The organism is Burkholderia sp. BCC0397, from assembly GCF_902832865.1.
Taxonomy (GTDB): Bacteria; Pseudomonadota; Gammaproteobacteria; order Burkholderiales; family Burkholderiaceae; genus Burkholderia.
In genome coordinates, this window is record NZ_CADFDL010000015.1 from 73,678 (window position 1) to 90,770 (window position 17,093).

General features: G+C 67.5%; 15 protein-coding genes and 1 pseudogene. 10 read left to right on the plus strand and 6 right to left on the minus strand.

Going from position 1 to position 17,093, the window contains the following annotated elements; all coding sequences use genetic code 11:
- Window positions 1-117 precede the first annotated feature (117 nt).
- Window positions 118-1,059, minus strand: a complete 942-nt coding sequence (locus HWX03_RS31130; RefSeq protein WP_174385267.1) for an AraC family transcriptional regulator — start codon at window positions 1,057-1,059, stop codon at window positions 118-120.
- Window positions 1,060-1,275: 216 nt separating this feature from the next.
- Here HWX03_RS31130 and HWX03_RS31135 point away from each other — a divergent pair, with 216 nt between their 5' ends.
- Genes HWX03_RS31135 through HWX03_RS31150 form a run of 4 tightly spaced genes read left to right on the plus strand, consistent with a single transcriptional unit; the run spans window position 1,276 to window position 5,427 of the window.
- Window positions 1,276-2,925 carry an AMP-binding protein gene (locus HWX03_RS31135; RefSeq protein WP_175873885.1) on the plus strand — a complete coding sequence of 550 codons (1,650 nt, stop codon included), beginning with the start codon at window positions 1,276-1,278 and terminating at the stop codon, window positions 2,923-2,925.
- Complete coding sequence (locus tag HWX03_RS31140; protein ID WP_175873886.1) at window positions 2,922-3,695, plus strand: alpha/beta fold hydrolase; 774 nt, start codon at window positions 2,922-2,924, stop codon at window positions 3,693-3,695. The genes HWX03_RS31135 and HWX03_RS31140 overlap by 4 nt, the downstream gene beginning before the upstream one ends.
- Entirely contained in the window at window positions 3,692-3,997 is a 306-nt protein-coding gene (locus HWX03_RS31145) for an isochorismate lyase (RefSeq protein WP_174430265.1), read from the plus strand. The genes HWX03_RS31140 and HWX03_RS31145 overlap by 4 nt, the downstream gene beginning before the upstream one ends.
- The gene (locus tag HWX03_RS31150; RefSeq protein ID WP_175873887.1) at window positions 3,994-5,427 is read left to right on the plus strand and encodes an isochorismate synthase; all 1,434 of its coding nucleotides are present in this window, start codon (window positions 3,994-3,996) and stop codon (window positions 5,425-5,427) included. Before HWX03_RS31145 ends, HWX03_RS31150 begins: the two co-directional genes overlap by 4 nt.
- A 13-nt stretch (window positions 5,428-5,440) precedes the next feature.
- Here the strand turns inward: HWX03_RS31150 and HWX03_RS31155 are convergent, their stop codons facing one another.
- A complete protein-coding gene (locus HWX03_RS31155) occupies window positions 5,441-6,325 on the minus strand; it encodes a LysR family transcriptional regulator (RefSeq protein ID WP_175873888.1) in 885 nt (294 codons plus the stop codon).
- A gap of 77 nt (window positions 6,326-6,402) precedes the next feature.
- Here HWX03_RS31155 and HWX03_RS31160 point away from each other — a divergent pair, with 77 nt between their 5' ends.
- The gene (locus tag HWX03_RS31160; protein ID WP_175873889.1) at window positions 6,403-7,707 is read left to right on the plus strand and encodes an aspartate aminotransferase family protein; all 1,305 of its coding nucleotides are present in this window, start codon (window positions 6,403-6,405) and stop codon (window positions 7,705-7,707) included.
- Window positions 7,708-7,775: 68 nt separating this feature from the next.
- Here HWX03_RS31160 and HWX03_RS31165 read toward each other — a convergent pair whose 3' ends face one another.
- On the minus strand, window positions 7,776-8,525 hold the full coding sequence (locus HWX03_RS31165; RefSeq protein WP_175873890.1) for an SDR family oxidoreductase: 750 nt from the start codon (window positions 8,523-8,525) through the stop codon (window positions 7,776-7,778).
- Window positions 8,526-8,644: 119 nt separating this feature from the next.
- Window positions 8,645-9,680 (minus strand): annotated as a pseudogene (locus HWX03_RS31170) (transposase).
- 89 nt (window positions 9,681-9,769) lie between these two features.
- On the opposite strand from HWX03_RS31170, the gene HWX03_RS31175 reads away from it, so the two are divergent.
- From HWX03_RS31175 to HWX03_RS31190, 4 genes are all read left to right on the plus strand, one after another.
- Window positions 9,770-10,687 carry an AraC family transcriptional regulator gene (locus tag HWX03_RS31175; protein WP_175873961.1) on the plus strand — a complete coding sequence of 306 codons (918 nt, stop codon included), beginning with the start codon at window positions 9,770-9,772 and terminating at the stop codon, window positions 10,685-10,687.
- Window positions 10,688-10,760: 73 nt separating this feature from the next.
- The gene (locus tag HWX03_RS31180) at window positions 10,761-11,618 is read left to right on the plus strand and encodes an AraC family transcriptional regulator (protein ID WP_175873891.1); all 858 of its coding nucleotides are present in this window, start codon (window positions 10,761-10,763) and stop codon (window positions 11,616-11,618) included.
- Between the two features lie 44 nt (window positions 11,619-11,662).
- On the plus strand, window positions 11,663-12,070 hold the full coding sequence (locus HWX03_RS31185) for a DUF2000 domain-containing protein (RefSeq protein WP_175873892.1): 408 nt from the start codon (window positions 11,663-11,665) through the stop codon (window positions 12,068-12,070).
- Window positions 12,071-12,390: 320 nt separating this feature from the next.
- Entirely contained in the window at window positions 12,391-14,217 is a 1,827-nt protein-coding gene (locus HWX03_RS31190) for a hybrid sensor histidine kinase/response regulator (RefSeq protein WP_175873893.1), read from the plus strand.
- Here HWX03_RS31190 and HWX03_RS37285 read toward each other — a convergent pair.
- The gene (locus HWX03_RS37285) at window positions 14,214-14,345 is read right to left on the minus strand and encodes a hypothetical protein (protein WP_279608038.1); all 132 of its coding nucleotides are present in this window, start codon (window positions 14,343-14,345) and stop codon (window positions 14,214-14,216) included. The genes HWX03_RS31190 and HWX03_RS37285 overlap by 4 nt on opposite strands.
- A gap of 601 nt (window positions 14,346-14,946) precedes the next feature.
- Between HWX03_RS37285 and HWX03_RS31200 the strand changes: the two genes are divergently transcribed.
- Entirely contained in the window at window positions 14,947-15,579 is a 633-nt protein-coding gene (locus HWX03_RS31200; RefSeq protein WP_175873895.1) for a response regulator transcription factor, read from the plus strand.
- A gap of 127 nt (window positions 15,580-15,706) precedes the next feature.
- Here HWX03_RS31200 and HWX03_RS31205 read toward each other — a convergent pair whose 3' ends face one another.
- The gene (locus tag HWX03_RS31205) at window positions 15,707-17,026 is read right to left on the minus strand and encodes a right-handed parallel beta-helix repeat-containing protein (protein WP_175873896.1); all 1,320 of its coding nucleotides are present in this window, start codon (window positions 17,024-17,026) and stop codon (window positions 15,707-15,709) included.
- Window positions 17,027-17,093 lie beyond the last annotated feature (67 nt).

Consider the following 17,093-nt stretch of genomic DNA (forward strand, 5'->3'; position numbering starts at 1 on the left):
GCCTTGTATGGGTCGTTCGACGGCGGGTCCGCGCGGCGGCGGCCACCGGTTAATGAGAATCTATCTCATTAACACCCAAGAGCCCGGTCGATTCCTTTAGGCTGCCGGTCAGTTGTTTTAGATCGCCGCGCCCGCCCGTTCCTCGCTGTCGATCGCGTTGGGCGACACGCGAATATCGCTCGGCGAAATCCCGTAGCGCTTGCGGAACGCGATCGAAAAATGCGCGGGGCTGTAGCCGACGCGGTATGCGACGGTCGACACGTTCGCATCCTCCGCGCACAGCATCGCGTGCGCGGTCCGCAGCCGGTATTCCTGCAGATACGCATACACGCTCGTGCCGAACACCTTGCGGAAGCCGGCCGTCAGCTTGCGCGAATTCATCCCGACGCGGCCCGCGAGCGCGTCGAGCGTCGGCGGATGCTGGAGCTCGCGCGTCAGGATGTCGCTCGCCGCATACACGCGCTCGACATCCGACGACGTGACGCGCACGTCGGCCGGCGCGGACTGCCGCTGCGTGGCCAGCAACTGCGCGCTCAGCGCGGTCAGCTCGAACGCCTTCGCCTTCAGGTAGTACTCGCGCACCGCGCCCTCGAACGGGCAGGTGGCGATCTGCACGGCAAGCGCCTGCAGCGCCTTCGACGCCGGGCAACTGACGATGCGCGGATCGCCGCCCGTCGGCGCGAGCATCTTCTCCGGCAGCAGGCTCAGGTTGCGGTCGAGCGCGTCGAGGCCGAGCTGCACGATCGTGTAGCGCAGCGGCACGTCGCGGTCGTAGATCTGGTGCGTCGTGAATTCACCGTCGTTGGCGATCACGCACAGGCCCGGCCCCTTGATGCATTGCTCGGGCTGGCCCGGCACGCGGCAGCGCAACTGCCCGCTCTGCACGAGGACGAGCTTCAGCCCTTTTTCGAGCGGCTCCTCGTACCAGTCGCGGCTGTCCGAGCACAGCGTGCCGCTCATGAGTTTCATGCCCGCGTCGATGTGCACCACGCCCGGATGGTTGCCGGGCACGAGCACCGGCGGGTGACGTCGTGACGAAGCGAAGGAGGTCGATCTCATCGGAGGTCCGTTGGTGAGGCGGCACGCGCGGACCGGCGCGCGCCGGCGGCGACCGGCCGATTGTCCGGCCGGATCGGGCGGGTGCCGCGCGACCGGCGCCCGATCGAACGAAATTGCCGCGATATCAAAAGAAACGGCGCTATCGCAGCACCGGTTACAAATGATAATACCTCTCATTTACATTTTCTGACAACTTGCCGGAACCCAGGTCAGCGCATGCAATCCTCCCCTTCCTCCCTGGCGGCGGCCGTGCCGGCCGACGCGCCCGATTGGCCAGACGACTTCGCGCGCCGCTACCGCGACGCCGGCTACTGGCAGGACACGACGTTCTTCGACGCGCTCGACGCGTGCGCGCAGCGCCATCCCGACGCGCTCGCGATCGTCGACGGCGCCTGCCGCCTCCACTATCGCGATCTGCTGGCGCGCATCCGCCGCCTCGCGGGCGGCCTCGCGCGACTCGGCCTGGCGCGCGGCGACGCGATCGTCGTCCAGTTGCCGAACGGCGCGCGCTTCATCGAGACGTGCTTCGCGCTGTTCCAGCTCGGCGTGCGGCCGGTGCTCGCACTGCCCGCGCACCGTCACTACGAGATCGGCGCGTTCTGCCGCTTCGCCGGCGCGCGTGCGTACCTCGGCGCATCGCAACTCGGCGAGTTCGACTGCCGGCCGCTCGCGGCCGCGTTGCAGGCCGGCTGCCCGACGCTCGAGCACATCGTGATGACCGGCGACGATCACGCGTTCACGTCGTTCGATACGCTGTACGATGCGCCGCCCGTGCATGCCTGCGCGGCAAGCGCCGACGACATCGCATGCTTCCAGCTGTCGGGCGGCACGACCGGCACGCCGAAGCTGATTCCGCGCCGCCATCGCGAATACCTGTACAACGTGCGCGCCTGCAGCGCCGCGAGCGGTTTCGATGCCGACACCGTCTATCTCGCCGCGCTGCCGATGGCGCACAACTTCACGCTGTGCTGCCCCGGCACGATCGGCGCACTGCTCGCGGGCGGCCGGGTGGTGACGACCGCACGGCCCGAGCCCGACCAGAGCTTCGCGCTGATCGCGCAGGAACGCGTCACGCATACCGCGCTCGTGCCGCCGCTCGCGCTGCTGTGGCTCGACGAGCAGCCGCAACGGCAGGCCGACCTGTCGAGCCTGCGCGTACTGCAGGTCGGCGGCGCACGGCTGATGGACCACGCGGCCGCACGCGTGACGCCCGTGCTCGGCTGTCGATTGCAGCAGGTGTTCGGCATGGCCGAAGGACTCATCTGCTGCACGCGGCTCGACGATGCGCCCGAGCGCATCGCGCACACGCAGGGGCGCCCCGTATCCGAAGGCGACGAAGTGCGCATCGTCGACGAAACCGGCGCACCGGTCGCGCCCGGCGAAATCGGCGAACTGCAGGTACGCGGCCCGTACACGATCCGCGGCTACTACCGGCTCGCGGAGCACGACGCGACGGCGTTCACGGCCGACGGCTTCTACCGCAGCGGCGACCGCGTGCGGCGCACCGCGGACGGCGACCTCGTCGTCGAAGGCCGCGACAAGGATCAGATCAACCGCGGCGGCGAGAAGGTCTCCGCCGAGGAAGTCGAGAACCTGTTGCTTGCGCATCCGCAGGTGCACGACGCAGCGGTCGTCGCGATGCCCGACCCGATACTCGGCGAGCGGACCTGCGCGTTCGTGGTCGCACGCGCGCCTGCCCCGTCCAGACTGGTGCTGAAACGCTACCTGCGCGACTGCGGGCTCGCGGCCTTCAAGATCCCCGACCGCATCGAGTTCATGCCGCGCTTTCCGGAAACCGGCATCGGCAAGACCAGCAAGAAATCGCTGCGCGACCTGCTGCGCCGCCAGTTGCAGGCGGCCGCATGAGCGCGAGCCCGACCGATTCGAACTGGATTCGCGAGTTGCGGCTGTCGCCGTGCCCGCGCGCGCAGCTCGTCTGCTTTCCGCACGCGGGCGGCACCGCGAATTTCTTTCGCGGCTGGAGCCGTGCGCTGCCGTGGGACGTCGATCTGCTGGCGCTGCAGTATCCGGGCCGCGAGGAACGCTTCGGCGAGCCGTGCCTGCACTCGATCGACGCGCTCGCCGGCCCCGCTGCCGACGCGCTGCAACGCTATGCACACGCGCCGCTCGTGCTGTTCGGGCACAGCCTCGGCGCGGCGCTCGCCTACGAGGTCGCGGTGCGGCTCGAAGCGCGCGGCGCCGCGCCGCTGTACGTGGCCGTTTCCGCGCTGCCGCCGCCGCATCGTCAGCGCCCGTCGGATCTGCACCTGCAATCCGACGACGCGCTCGTCGGCGATGTCGCCCGGCTGTCCGGCGAGCACGCCGCGCTGCTCGCCGATCCGGAAATGCGCGCGATCTACCTGCCGATGATCCGCCACGACTACCGCGCGATCGAAACGTATCGGCGCGACCGCCCGCCGCGAATCGACGCGCCGCTCGGCGTGATGCTGCCGCTCGCCGATACCGAGCTCGACCACGACGAAGCACATGCGTGGCAGGACGTCGCGACGCGCCCGATCCGCGTCGAGACGTTCAACGGCGACCACTTCTACCTGCGACACCAATACCCGGCGGTGATCGCCCATCTGGTCGAACGGATCGACCCATCCCTTCGTTACGGAAAGGAGTACACATGAAAACACCGGACGCCTGCACGGGGCTTCCCGACATTCGCGAAGCCATCGATCGCCTGGACGCCGACATCATCGACGCGCTCGGCCGGCGCATGCAGTACGTGAAGGCCGCGTCGCGCTTCAAGCCGAACGAAGCGAGCATCGCCGCGCCGGAACGGGTGGCCGCGATGCTGCCCGACCGGCGCCGCTGGGCCGAACAGGCCGGCCTCGACGCCGACTACGTCGAGACGCTGTTCGCCCAGCTCATTGCGTGGTACATCGCGCAGCAAACGCAATACTGGCGACAACAGCGGGGGCTCGCATGAACGCCGGCCTTCCGCTGCTGCACGACACGTTCGCGCGTGCGGCCCGCCGCGCGGCCGCCACCGGCACACCGACGCTGGCGTCGGTCTCGGTGCCGCTGCGTCCGCTCGACTTCTTCGACCTGATCGCCGGGTGGGACGACGGCGTGACGCCGTGGTGCTTCCACGAAGCCGGCGATGCGTCCGTCACGCTGTTCGGCTGGGACTGCGCAGTCGAACTGAGCGCCACCGGCGCTACGCGCTTCGCGCAGATCGATGCGCGCTGGCGCACGCTCGTGCGCGACGCGGTCATCGCCGGCCCGCAACCGCCGCGGCTAGTGGGCGGCTTCCGGTTCGATTCGCAGGGCCCGCGCAGCGCGCACTGGGCGCCGTTTCCCGATGCGAGCATGACGCTGGCAAAACTGCTGATCGTGCGCGAAGGCGATGCGCACTGGGCCGTCTGCCAGCAGATCGTCGCCGCCCACGACGATCCGGCCGCGCTCGCGCATGCGTGTCTCGCGCGGATCGAGTCGCTCGGCGCGCTTGCGCCGGCCGCGGAGGACGATGCGCCGCAACTGCTGCACACGCAGGCGCTGCAGGCAAGCGAATGGCAGCACGAAGTCCGTCGTGCGGTGGACGCGATTCACGATGGCGCGTTCGGCAAGGTCGTGCTCGCCCGCGACGTGCTCGAACAGTACGCGCGGCCCGTCGCGATCGCGCCGCTGCTGCGCCGGCTGCGGCGGCGCGACGCGCATGCGCATCTGTTCGCGGTCCGCCGCGAAGGGGCGTGCTTCGTCGGCGCCACGCCGGAGCGGCTCGCGCGGGTCGCGGCCGGCGACGTGCGCACGCATGCGCTGGCCGGCACGATCCGGCGCGGCGCCACGCCCGACGACGATCGCGCGCTCGGCGCCGCGCTGATGGCTTCCGCGAAGGAACGGCTCGAACATGCGCTCGTCGTCGACGCCATCCGTGCCGCGCTGGCGCCGCTATCGCGCGCGCTCGACGTGCCCGATCAACCGTCGCTGCACCGGCTGCCGAAGCTTCAGCACCTGAGCACGCCGATCCGCGCGACGCTGAATGCGGATGCATCGCTGTTGCAGGTCGTCGCCGCGCTGCACCCGACACCCGCGGTGGCCGGCCATCCGCGCGCACCGGCGCTCGACCATATCCGTGCGCACGAAGGCTTCGATCGCGGCTGGTATGCGGCGCCGATCGGCTGGATCGACGCGCACGGCAACGGCGATTTCATCGTCGCGCTGCGCTCGGCGCTGATCGCGGGCGGCGCGTGCCGGCTGTTCGCGGGCTGCGGCATCGTCGCCGAGTCCGAGCCGGTCAACGAATATCAGGAAACCGAACTGAAGTTGTCGGGCATGCAGGCAGCGATCCGCGTGCGCGAGGCGGCGGCGGAGCGGCCTGGCCGCACGCAGGTATCGGCCTCGTCGATGGCCGACTGATTCGCGTCGACCGTCACAGCAACGGCAGCGTTTGCCGGATATGGTCGGCGAATGCGGCCGTCAGGTGCGACGGCCGCTTCCGGTCGAACCTCAGCGTAATGCCCACGGCCGGCAACGGCGGCAAGTGCGGATCGCCGTTGACGATCGCGAGGTCGGCCGGCACGGCCGTCTGCGTCATCACCGCGAACGCCTGCCCCGAGCGCACCAGCGCAATCAGCCCGGCGAGGCTGCTGCTCGCATACGCGACGCGATAGTCGCGGCCCGCGCGGTTCAACGCGTCGCAAGCCGCGAGGTGATCGAGCGTATCGCGGTCGGACAGCGCAAGCGGCAGCGGATCGAAATGCGCGGGTTCGAGCCCCGGATAGCGGATCCACACCAGTTGTTCGCGGCGAATGATGTCGTCGGTCGCGCCGTCGTCCGGCACGGAGATCATCGCCAGATCGACCGCGCGCTTCTCCAGGTGTTCGACGAGCCGCGGCGTCGGCCCGCAGACGACTTCGACGATCGCCTGCGGATGCTGGCTCGAAAACTGCCGCAGCAGCGACGGCAGCCACACTTCGGCGTAATCGTCCGGGCAGCCGAACCGGATCGTCCCCGACAGCCCCGTGCCGCACAGGTCGGCCATCGCCTCGTCGTGCAGCCGCAGGATGCGCTGCGCGTGCACGAGCAGACGCTCGCCCGGGTGCGTCAGCACCACGCCACGGCCGGTGCGCTGGAACAGCGGCTGGTCGACGGCCTCCTCGAGCCGCTTCATCTGCTGGCTGAGCGCGGATTGCGTGCGGCCGACCCGCGCGGCCGCGCGGCTCAGCGCGCGCACCTCGGCGATCACGACGAACGAGCGCAGCAGGTCGATTTCGAGCGAAAGCGCCAAGGTATTAGCTCCTTTTCTAGCTTGCATTAGCACTATTCGTTTCCATCAAACCAGACGCGCGCCTAGACTGCAAGCGATCCCTGCCCTTTGCCCGGAGACGCCCGATGTCCGTGAACGACGACGCAACCTTCTGGCGCAACGCCAGGCAGCACCTGGTCCGCTACGGCGGCACGTTCGAGCCGATGATCATCGAGCGCGCGAAAGGCAGCTTCGTCTACGACGCCGACGGCCGCGCGATCCTCGATTTCACGTCGGGCCAGATGAGCGCGGTGCTCGGCCACAGCCATCCGGAGATCGTCTCCGTGATCGGCGAGTACGCGGGCAAGCTCGACCACCTGTTCAGCGGCATGCTGTCGCGGCCGGTCGTCGATCTCGCGACGCGCCTCGCCGACATCACGCCCGCCGGGCTCGACCGCGCGCTGCTGCTCAGCACCGGCGCGGAATCGAACGAAGCGGCGATCCGGATGGCGAAGCTCGTCACCGGCAAGTACGAGATCGTCGGCTTCGCGCAGTCGTGGCACGGAATGACGGGTGCAGCCGCGTCGGCCACGTACAGCGCCGGCCGCAAGGGCGTCGGCCCGGCGTCGGTCGGCTCGTTCGCGATTCCGGCGCCGTTCGCGTACCGGCCGCGCTTCGAACGCAACGGCGCCTACGACCCGCTCGCCGAACTCGACTACGCGTTCGACCTGATCGATCGCCAGTCGAGCGGCAACCTCGCCGCGTTCATCGCGGAGCCGATCCTCAGTTCGGGCGGGATCATCGAGTTACCGGAAGGTTATATGGCCGCCCTCAAGCGCAAATGCGAGGCGCGCGGCATGCTGCTGATCCTCGACGAAGCGCAAACGGGCGTCGGCCGCACCGGCACGATGTTCGCGTGCCAGCGCGACGGAGTGACGCCCGACATCCTGACGCTGTCGAAGACGCTCGGCGCCGGGCTGCCGCTCGCGGCGATGGTCACGTCCGCGGCGATCGATGAACGCGCGCACGAGCTCGGCTACCTGTTCTATACGACGCACGTGTCCGATCCGCTGCCGGCCGCCGTCGGCCTGCGCGTGCTCGACGTCGTGCAGCGCGACGGTCTCGTCGCGCGCGCGAACACGATGGGCGAGCGGCTGCGGCGCGGCCTGCTCGACCTGATGGAGCGCTTCGACTGCATCGGCGACGTGCGCGGGCGCGGGCTGCTGCTCGGCGTCGAGATCGTCAAGGATCGCCGCACCAAGGAGCCGGCGGACGGGCTCGGCGCGAAGATCACGCGCGAATGCATGAAGCTCGGGCTCAGCATGAACATCGTGCAGTTGCCCGGCATGGGCGGCGTGTTCCGGATCGCGCCGCCGCTGACCGTCAGCGAAGACGAGATCGATCTCGGCCTGTCGCTGCTGGAGCAGGCGATTACGCGCGCTTTGACGTAACGCCGTTCTCGACCTCACGCGATCCGTCGTACCGGCTCAACCGACCGGCGCGACGGGTTCCCGCTCGATCAACCCGCTTCCGCCGCCCACGCTAGCGCATCGGCGCCGGCCGGAATACGCATCGGGCTCGACGAATCGGTCGCCGCGCGCCACACGGCTTCGGCAACGTCCTGCGCGTGGGTGATCGGCCCCGACGCATCGAGTATCCGCGCCACGGTCTTGCCGACGAATTCCGCATACGCTTCGTGCTCGAAGCCGTGTATGTTGGCCCGTGCGTTGTCGGAGAAACGCGTGTCGGGCGCGCGGCCCGGCAGCACGAGATGCGCGCGCACGCCGAACGGTTCGAGTTCGGCCGCCATCGATTCGGTATAGGCATTGACTGCCGCCTTGCTCGCGCGGTACGCGCTGAGCAGTGGCAATGCCTTCAGCGTGACGCTCGACGTGACGTTCACGACCACGCCGGCGCCACGCGCGCGAAACTGCGGCAGCACGGCCTGCGTCACCGCGATCGTGCCGATCGTGTTGGTGTCGAACAGCGCGCGCACCGTGCCGAGCGGCGTGAGTTCGGCCGGTGCGGCCGCGCCGAAGCCCGCGTTGTTGACGAGCACGTCGATCGGGCCGGCGGCGTCGATCGCGGCGCGAATGCTGTCCTCATTCGTCACGTCGAGCGGCAGCACGCGCAAACGCGCCGACGGCGGCAGCACGTCGTCGGCCGGCTTGCGCATCGTCGCGACGACCTGCCAGTCGCGCGCGAGAAAATGGCGGGCGATTTCGAGGCCGAAGCCGGAGGAACAGCCGGTAATCAGTACGGTTTTCATGCGAACTCCTTGGGGTGTGTTGAGCACGTGTCCGTACGATAGATGGCCGGCGCCGTATTCGCTACAATCAGCAATCCGCTTTTCTTTTGCGAGAGTCCGGCGTTGACGTCCTCATCTCCCTAAAGGGAGAGGATTCCCACACCTGGCGATGCACGTCCGCATCGGAGAATGTTCAACGCAGCGTTGGTATCTCGATCATGCTCGACACCACAGTCACTGCAGGCCCACTCTCTTATTCGCAGTCCCGCGATACCTTTCGGCCGCGTCGTGCTGTCTTTCGATCCGCACGACGAACAGGACTGGGTCGAACCGCTTTCGTCGACTTCCTCGAACGTGACTCCGTGCGCCATCGCCTTGTAACGGAGCGTGTTTCGGAAGGACGACCAGGATGCGTCGTAGACGCTCTTCGCCATCCTGGTTCTGGCAAGTTTGACGGCAGATACGTTGCCAACCGCGATGTAATCGAAACGCCGCACCAGATCGAGCGCGAGCTTGTGTTGGAAATCGGCACGCGCATTCGCGACCTTGGCGTGCAGCTTCGCGATATGCCGCTTGTGCTTTCGCCAGCTTTTCTGCCGCTCGTCGACCGAACCGGTCATTGGGCAGCTTCTCGCCCGTCGAAAGTGTGGCGAAGTCTTTCAGGCCGAGATCGATGCCAACACCGGAACGGATAGGTCGGGCCTGCACATCCGGCATCTCGATCGCTATGTTCAAGAACCAGTTGCCGCGTGCATCCTGCGCAAAGTTGGTCCCGTCCTTGATCTTGCCTTCGGGAAGCGGTCGACTGTTGAACACGCGGAAGGTGTTGCCGGCAAAGCGAAACGCGTCACCTTCGCGCTTCAGGTCACGCCCCTTCAGCGGCACCCAGCCCAACGACTTCCTGCCGCGATAGCGCAGGTACGGGCGACGGTGCTGACTGCGCGACTTCGCATATTGCTCGCATGTTGCGTTCACCGTGCCGGAGTGAATACCGAGTTCCTTGCTGCTGCCGGTCGTCAGCACGTTCAGGTCAAACCCGGTCGGCCACTTCTTGCCCCACTTGAGCGCGTGCTTCTGCGTGTCGTTGCAGAAGTTCCAGACGTAGTTCACCGCACGGCTCTGCTTGTTGAGCAGTCCGTTGAGCGACTTCACCCGGTAGCGGTAGACAAGGATCATGCAGGTGATCCTAACCCGTGGAAGAAGCAGCCTGTCAACAGCACTCCTTTCCTCCCCGTCCTGACGGACGGGGTTTCTCGGAGCAATTGATGATCGACCCGCTAACCGAAGTCGTGACGCTGCTGCAACCGGGCGCGCGGTACTCGAAGTACGTGCGCGGCGCGAGCCCGTGGGCGATCAACCGCACGGTCGCCGGCGAGCCGTTCTATTGCGCGGTCCTCGACGGCGGCTGCCGGATCGCGATCGACGGGCACGCGCCGATCGAGCTGCTGGCCGGCGACTTCATGCTGATTCCGGCGGCCTACGGCGTGGCGATGTCGAGCCTCGAACCGCCGCCGCCGGGCGTCGACACCGCGCCGCCCGTCATGCTCGAGCACGGCGAATACCGGATCGGCGACCCCGCGAACCCGGTCGACACGCGGATGATGGCCGGCAACTGCAGCTTCGGTTCGCCCGACGCAGCGCTGCTGGTGTCGCTGCTGCCGCGCTTCGTGCACGTACGCGGCGAGCCGCGGCTGACCACGCTCGTGCAACTGGTGCGCGACGAATCCCGCGCGCAGCGGCCGGCCCGCGAAATCGTGCTGGCGCGCCTGCTGGAAGTGCTGCTGATCGAGGCGATACGGTTCACGACCGGCACGCACACGTCGCCCGGGCTCGTGCGCGGGCTCGCCGACAGCCGGCTCGCGGCTGCGCTGCGCCGGATGCACGAACGCCCCGCGCACCCGTGGACGATCGTCGAACTCGCGAAGGAAGCCGCGCTGTCGCGCTCGACGTTCTTCGAACGCTTCAGCCGAGCGGTCGGCGTCGCGCCGATGGAATACCTGCTGACGTGGCGCATGGCGCTCGCGAAGGATCTGCTCCGCCGCAACGAAGGCCGCATCGCCGAAATCGCGGCGCGCGTCGGCTACAGCTCGGCGAGCACCTTCAGCGTCGCGTTCACGCGGCATGTCGGCCGGCCGCCCGCGCAATATGCGCGCGACGAACAGGCGACGGTGAACGAAGCGTGAACCGCACGCGCCTTTGCTGTTCCCCTACCTGCAACCCCGTTCCGTCACGCCACGACGACGCACGAGGCACCCGATGACGACAGACGCAAAAGCCGTCGGCACGACCGACCACTGGCTCGTCGCGCGCCGCGATGCGGAAACCGGCATCGAAAGCCTGCACGCGCATTTCAACGGCCATGCGTACGATGCGCACGATCACGACGACATGCTGGTCGGCTTCACCGAACAGGGCGTGCAGCGCTTCCAGTGCCACCGTTCGCTGCATACCAGCGTGCCGGGCCGCGCGATCCTGATCGAGCCGGGCGCGATGCACGATGGCCATGCACCCGAAGCCGGCGGCTTCACGTACGGAATGCTGTACCTGCCGCAGGCGTGGGTCGAGCGCGCCGCGCGCCGGCTCGACCTGCCGGGCCTCGGCAGCGTCGAAGCCACGTTCGGCCATACGCTCGTCGACGATCGCGGCCTCGTCGATGCGATCCGGAACGCCTTCTTCGCGATCCACGACAACGAAGGCCGGCTCGCGCGCGACCAGACGCTCGACCGCCTGCTGACGCGGCTCGGCAGCCAACTGGGCGGCCCGCTCGCGCTGGAAAGCGGCGTCGTGCCGCCCGCGATCGCACGCGTGCGCGATTTGCTGCACGAACACATGGACGGCAACATCGGCCTCGACGAACTCGCGAGCGTCGCCGGCATCGACCGGTTCCGGCTGACGCGGATGTTCCAGCGCGCGTTCGGCACGTCGCCGCACGCGTACCTCGTGCGCTTGCGGCTGCGTGCCGCGCGAAAGCTGCTGGCCGCCGGCCGCACGCCCGCGCAGGCGGCGGCGGATGTCGGCTTCGCCGACCAGAGCCACCTCGGCCGCTGGTTCCGCCGCGCGTACCGGATCACGCCAGCCGCGTACCGGCAACTCTGCACAAACGTTCCAGACTGATCGCGCACGACGCCCGATCATGAGCGCTCCAACCAGGAGCAAGCATGTTCGATACCAAAGTAGCGCTGATCGTGCGCGACGATCTCGCCGCGTGGCAGAAACTCAATGTCGTCGCGTTTCTCGCGACGGGCGTCGCGGCCGGTGCGCCCGACGCACTCGGCGAGCCTTACGAGGATGCGGCCGGGCGCCGCTACGGCCGGATGCTCGGCCAACCGATGCTGGTGTTCGCGGCCGATCTGAACGGATTGCAGGCCGCGCACCGTCAGGCGCTGTCGCGCGAACTGACGATCGTGCCCTACGTGCGGGCGATGTTTTCGACCGGGCACGACGCGGCCAATCGCGAAGCGTTTCGCGCCGAGGATGCGGAGCATCCCGATCTGGTCGGCCTGGCGTTGCACGGGCCGAAGAAGGCCATCGACAAGGCGGTGAAGGGGCTGGCGTTGCATGCGTGAAGCCGGCGTGCCCGGCTCGCCGTCGCCGCTCAGCGATGTGCGAGCACGTTGACGAGCTTGCCGGACGGGTCGCGTACATGGAAGCGCTGCCGCGATACGTGTAACAGATTGAACACCGCCAAAACACAATACAACCCGACACGGACAAATCCAACACGACGATTGTCAATCAATTCGCACTCCGTATATTTCTCCGGCTGCAGCAAAAAATACGACGTTTGCCTGCTCACAGCGACTATGCTTGTGCTACGGGAATACGCGTCTGTGCCGGGCGCGCCGATACTCCCCGCAGCAATCCGCCGTGATCTCAGCGAGCGCACATGCAGCCGCATGACCAGATAGCCTCCGAGCAGGTCAGGATCGTCTACGACGCCGTCACGCCCTACGTCATCGGCGGGACGCTGCTTGCCGTTTCCGCGACCCTCTCGATCGACGCGCTCGGCCAGCTGGACCCCATGTCCGGCTATGCATGGATGATCTGCATCGCGGTGTGTTCGGCGGGCCAGGTTTTCCTGTCGCGCCTGTACCGCCGGTCGCCGACATCCGCCGCCCACTGGCAGCGCTGGGCCCTTTGGCTGCTGGCCTTCAGCACGGCCGCCGGCATGGGCTGGGGATGGGCATCGATTCATCTCGCGACGGGCGCCGACTTCCGGATCGCGAGCCTCGTCACCATCGCGACCTTCAGCATGGTTGCCGGCGCGATACCGGCGCTCAGTACGTACTTCCCTGCGTTCATCGCCTTTCTGTTGCCGGCCACCCTCCCGACCATCGGCGCCGCGATCGTTTCGCCGAATGCGAGCCAGCAGGCCACCGCGCCGATGATGCTGATGATCGCGTGCGTGGTCGGCTATCTCGGCCGGCAGGCGAACTGGGCCGCAACGCAAAACATCCGCCTGCGTTTCAGTGCGGAACACACCGCGGGCGATCTGCAACTGCAGAACGAACGGATCGAGCGGCTCGCCGTCGATCTCCGCTGCCAGCGGCGGCTCGCCGATGAAGCCAGTCTCGCGAAATCGCAATTCCTCGCGGCGGCCAGTCACGATCTCCGGCAGTCCGCGCATGCGCTGAATCTGCTGATCGGCGCACTGCACGGCATCCCGATGCCGTCGGAAGGGCAGCGGCTCGTCGAGCGCATCGAACGCGCGTCGGATGCGCTCGGCCGTCTGTTCGGCGCGCTGCTCGACCTGTCCCGGCTCGACGCCGGCGGCGTCGAAGCGCGATGCCGGCCGTTCGCGATCGACACCGTGCTCGAATACGTCTGCAACGACTGCCTGCTCGATGCCCAGACCAAAGGCATCGCGCTGACGCGCATTCCGTGCCGCGCAGTGGTTCACTCGGATCCGGTGCTGATCGAACGCATCGTGCGCAATCTCGTGTCCAACGCGGTGCGCTATACCGATCGCGGCAAGGTCGTCGTCGGCTGCCGGCGCCGCGGCACGCACCTCGCGGTCCAGGTCTGGGACACGGGCTGCGGCATTCCCGATCATCTGCAGAAGCTCGTGTTCCACGAGTACTACCAGATCGGCAACGCCGAGCGCGACCATGAAAAAGGGTTCGGCCTCGGGCTCGCGATCGTGCGGCGACTCGCCGCGCTGCTCGATTGCCGGTTGAGCGTGCACTCGGAGCCCGGACGCGGATCGTGCTTCGAAGTCGAGGTCGCGCTCGCCACGCGCAGGCCGGCCCCGCTCGACATGCCGCTCGCCGGCCACTACGACGTGCCGGCGTCGACGGGGCTCGTGGTGGTGATCGACGGCAACCGCGCGACCCGCACCGGATTGTCCGAACTGCTTGCGACGTGGGGCTACGAAACGATCGCGGCGCGCTCGGGGAAAGATGCACTGGAGCGGCTGGCGGCCTGCGCGCGTCGGCCCGACCTGCTGATCTGCGATTACCTGCCGCCGCGCGGCGAAAACGGCATCGCCGTGATCGAGCGGCTGCGCGAGGAAGTCGATCCGGCGCTTCCGGCGCTGCTGATCAGCGGCGATACGACCGACGAACAACTGGCCGCCGCGCATGCGCACGGGCTGGTTCTGCTCCACCGGCCGTTGCCGAACGGCAAGCTGCGGGCGGCCGTCGGCAATCTCGTCGCCGCCGGTGCGCGACGACGCTCGACAGCCGACACGGACGCGCACGGCATCGAAATCTAGCAGCACGGCGTGCGTCCGGATGCCGCGGCCGGCTCCAGCGGATCGGGCCGCGCGAGCGCCGCGACCGTCCCGCAACGGTTCAGGCGCAGCACGCAGAGCAACTGCTCCGACGATGCCACGGTCATCATCGGTCGCATCGACAGGCTTTCGAGATGCCGGCGACTTCCGGCGTCGCGCCGAGACGAAACATGCCGATCGCCCGGTCCGTCAGCAGCAATCGCTGCGCCCGCCACAGACAAGATAAATTCAGATCTCGAATTGAACCCTTTTCATTGCTAGTTCCCATATTGCACCTTGATTGATCCTGAATCAGGCCGATGGAGACGTCTCGCCAATTCGTACCCCGGAACATGCGTTATTTCATGGCGCGAATCGGCTGATTCAACGTCAATTGCCAGAATTCCGGAAGGAAATCAATCGCAATAGACAGTGCGCCCCGTATTGGCACGTTCGGTTCTTTTTATCGTATAGTCAGCACCCAGGTTCAATCGTGCCCCGAAATTCTCGGCTCGCGCCATGCGCCCAGGCTCCTGCAGTCGCGATCGTCGTTGTGTGTCCTGGCGCACAGAAAACCGCGACAGCCCAGTGTCGACCTTGCATTTCCCGATGTAAATCCGACGTTAGGCCATGGCAAAACAAAGTCGAATACGACCAAAGTATTAAGACTTTCCGAAAAGCCGGGTTCTCCCAGAGCAGAAGAGATCCGCCCCCGACTTTATTTTTATTTACATGAAAATACTCATTGTCGATGATCATCCGGTTCTGCGCGACGGCGTGGCAACGTTGCTGCGCCAGGATAACGGCGGCATGGTCGACATTCAGGCAAGCAATGCCGATGATGCGATGCGGCTGCTCGAGCTGCACACCGACCTCGACGTCATCGTCCTCGATCTGAAAATGAACGGCATGGACGGCTTCGCCGCGATTGCCGCGATCACGCAGATCCGGCCCGAGCTGCCGATCATCGTGCTGTCGTCGTCCGAGGATCCGCGGGACGTGCGCGCCGCATTCACGCATGGCGCGCTCGGCTACATTCCCAAGTCCGCCACCGCGCACACGCTGCTGTCGGCGATCAGGATGGTCATGAACGGCGAGCGGTACGTGCCGCCGCTGCTGCTCGACACGCAGTCGACCCATCGCGATCCCCTGCCCGCGCACGAACCCGACGCGCCGCGTCTGACGCTGCGCCAGCTCGACGTGCTGCGCCTGATCGCCGAAGGCGTGCCGAACAAGCTCATTGCGGACCGGCTCGGTCTGTCGGAGAAAACCGTGAAGGCACACATCACCGCCATCTTCAAGGCGCTGCACGTGCGCAATCGCACCCAGGCGGCAGCGATGGGCCAACGCCTGGGGCTGCTCTGACCGGCCTCGTCGCGCCGTATGCAACGCGTGCGCGGCCGGCTGCACGACGACACGACGATACGGACCGGCCAGCTCACACGCGGCGCGCGCCGGCCAGGCCGGCGGCGCCGCGCCATCGACGTGCACGTCATCGCGCCGCGCCGGTGACCGACGCCGCCCCGCCCGGCGACTGCATCAGCGCGGTTCGCACGCGCGGCATCGCTGCCGTCACCGCGCCGGCAGCCGGGATCGTTCCCGACGACGATGCGCCGACCGGCGGAACCAGCGCGATGCCATCCATCGCGTTGCCGTTGACGACGATCTGGCCGGCCGTGCAACCGCGCGACAACAGCGATACCGGTGTGCCGACGATCGACGCGAACGTGTTGTCGGAGACCTGGAACGCGCATACGTTGCCGAGCGCCCGGAACCCCGCGTAGGCCGATCCCGATACGCGGTTGCGCATCACCTTGACGGTCGACACCGAGCCCGACCACGTATCCAGTTCGATCGCGCCCTGCTGCGTCGGCTGCAGCCCGTTGTTCACGTTCGCGTTCTGGATGTTGGTCACCACGTTGTTGTCGATCACGACGTTCGACGATCCGTAGGTATGCCAGCTATCCTCCTGCGCGACGAGAATGCCGGCCGCCTTCTGCACGCCGTCGACCGTATTGTTCGAGATCGTTACGGCCTGCCCGCCGACCACGGAGATGCCGCGCCCCCAGTCATTCCCCGACACGGCATTGTGGTCGATCAGCACGTTGCTGCTGAGACGTCCGTCGCCGAGATAGCTGACCACCGCGATCAGGTCGTCGCCGGTGCCCGTCACCGTATTGTTCTGCACCAGCACGTTGGTCGAGCCGTAGGTCGTGTGGATGCCGTCGGCCAGCGTGTCGCGCACGGCATTGCCGACGACCGCGACGTTGCTGCCGCCGAACACGAAGATCCCGGCGCTGGCGCCGCCGTGGATCGTCACGCCGAGCACCTGGACGTCCGTACCCGTCACCTCGACCTTGGTCGACTCGGGCGTCGTGAGCCGCGTCGTGCCGGTGCCGATCAGCGTGACGCCGACCAGCGTCGAGCCGGCACCGCGCATCACGATCGTCTGGTCGGCCGGATTGGTCGCGACGAGCGTCGCGCCGTAGCCCGATACCACGACGTTCGACCCCGCCACCGACAGCGAACGGCTCACGGTATAGCGTCCCGGCGCGAGTATCAGCGTTTGTCCAGGCTGCAGTGCGTTGAGCGCCGCCTGCAATGCATCGGTCTGGTCGCTGCCGTCGCTGGCCGGCCGGACCGTCACGGCCGCCGGTGCGGCAGTCGCGGCCAGCCGCGATCGCGCGTGCGCGATACGCGACGGCGCGGTGTAGCCGGCAAGCGTCGCCGCGCCAACCTGAACCTGGAAGCCGGCAATGCCGCACGCGAATGCGACCATCCCGGCGCTGACAATACGAAATGACCTGGTCATGGTGACCCCCTCGATAGGCATCCGTCCAACGCGGCGCGAGGCGACGGCATCCGGTCGCAACGCGTCG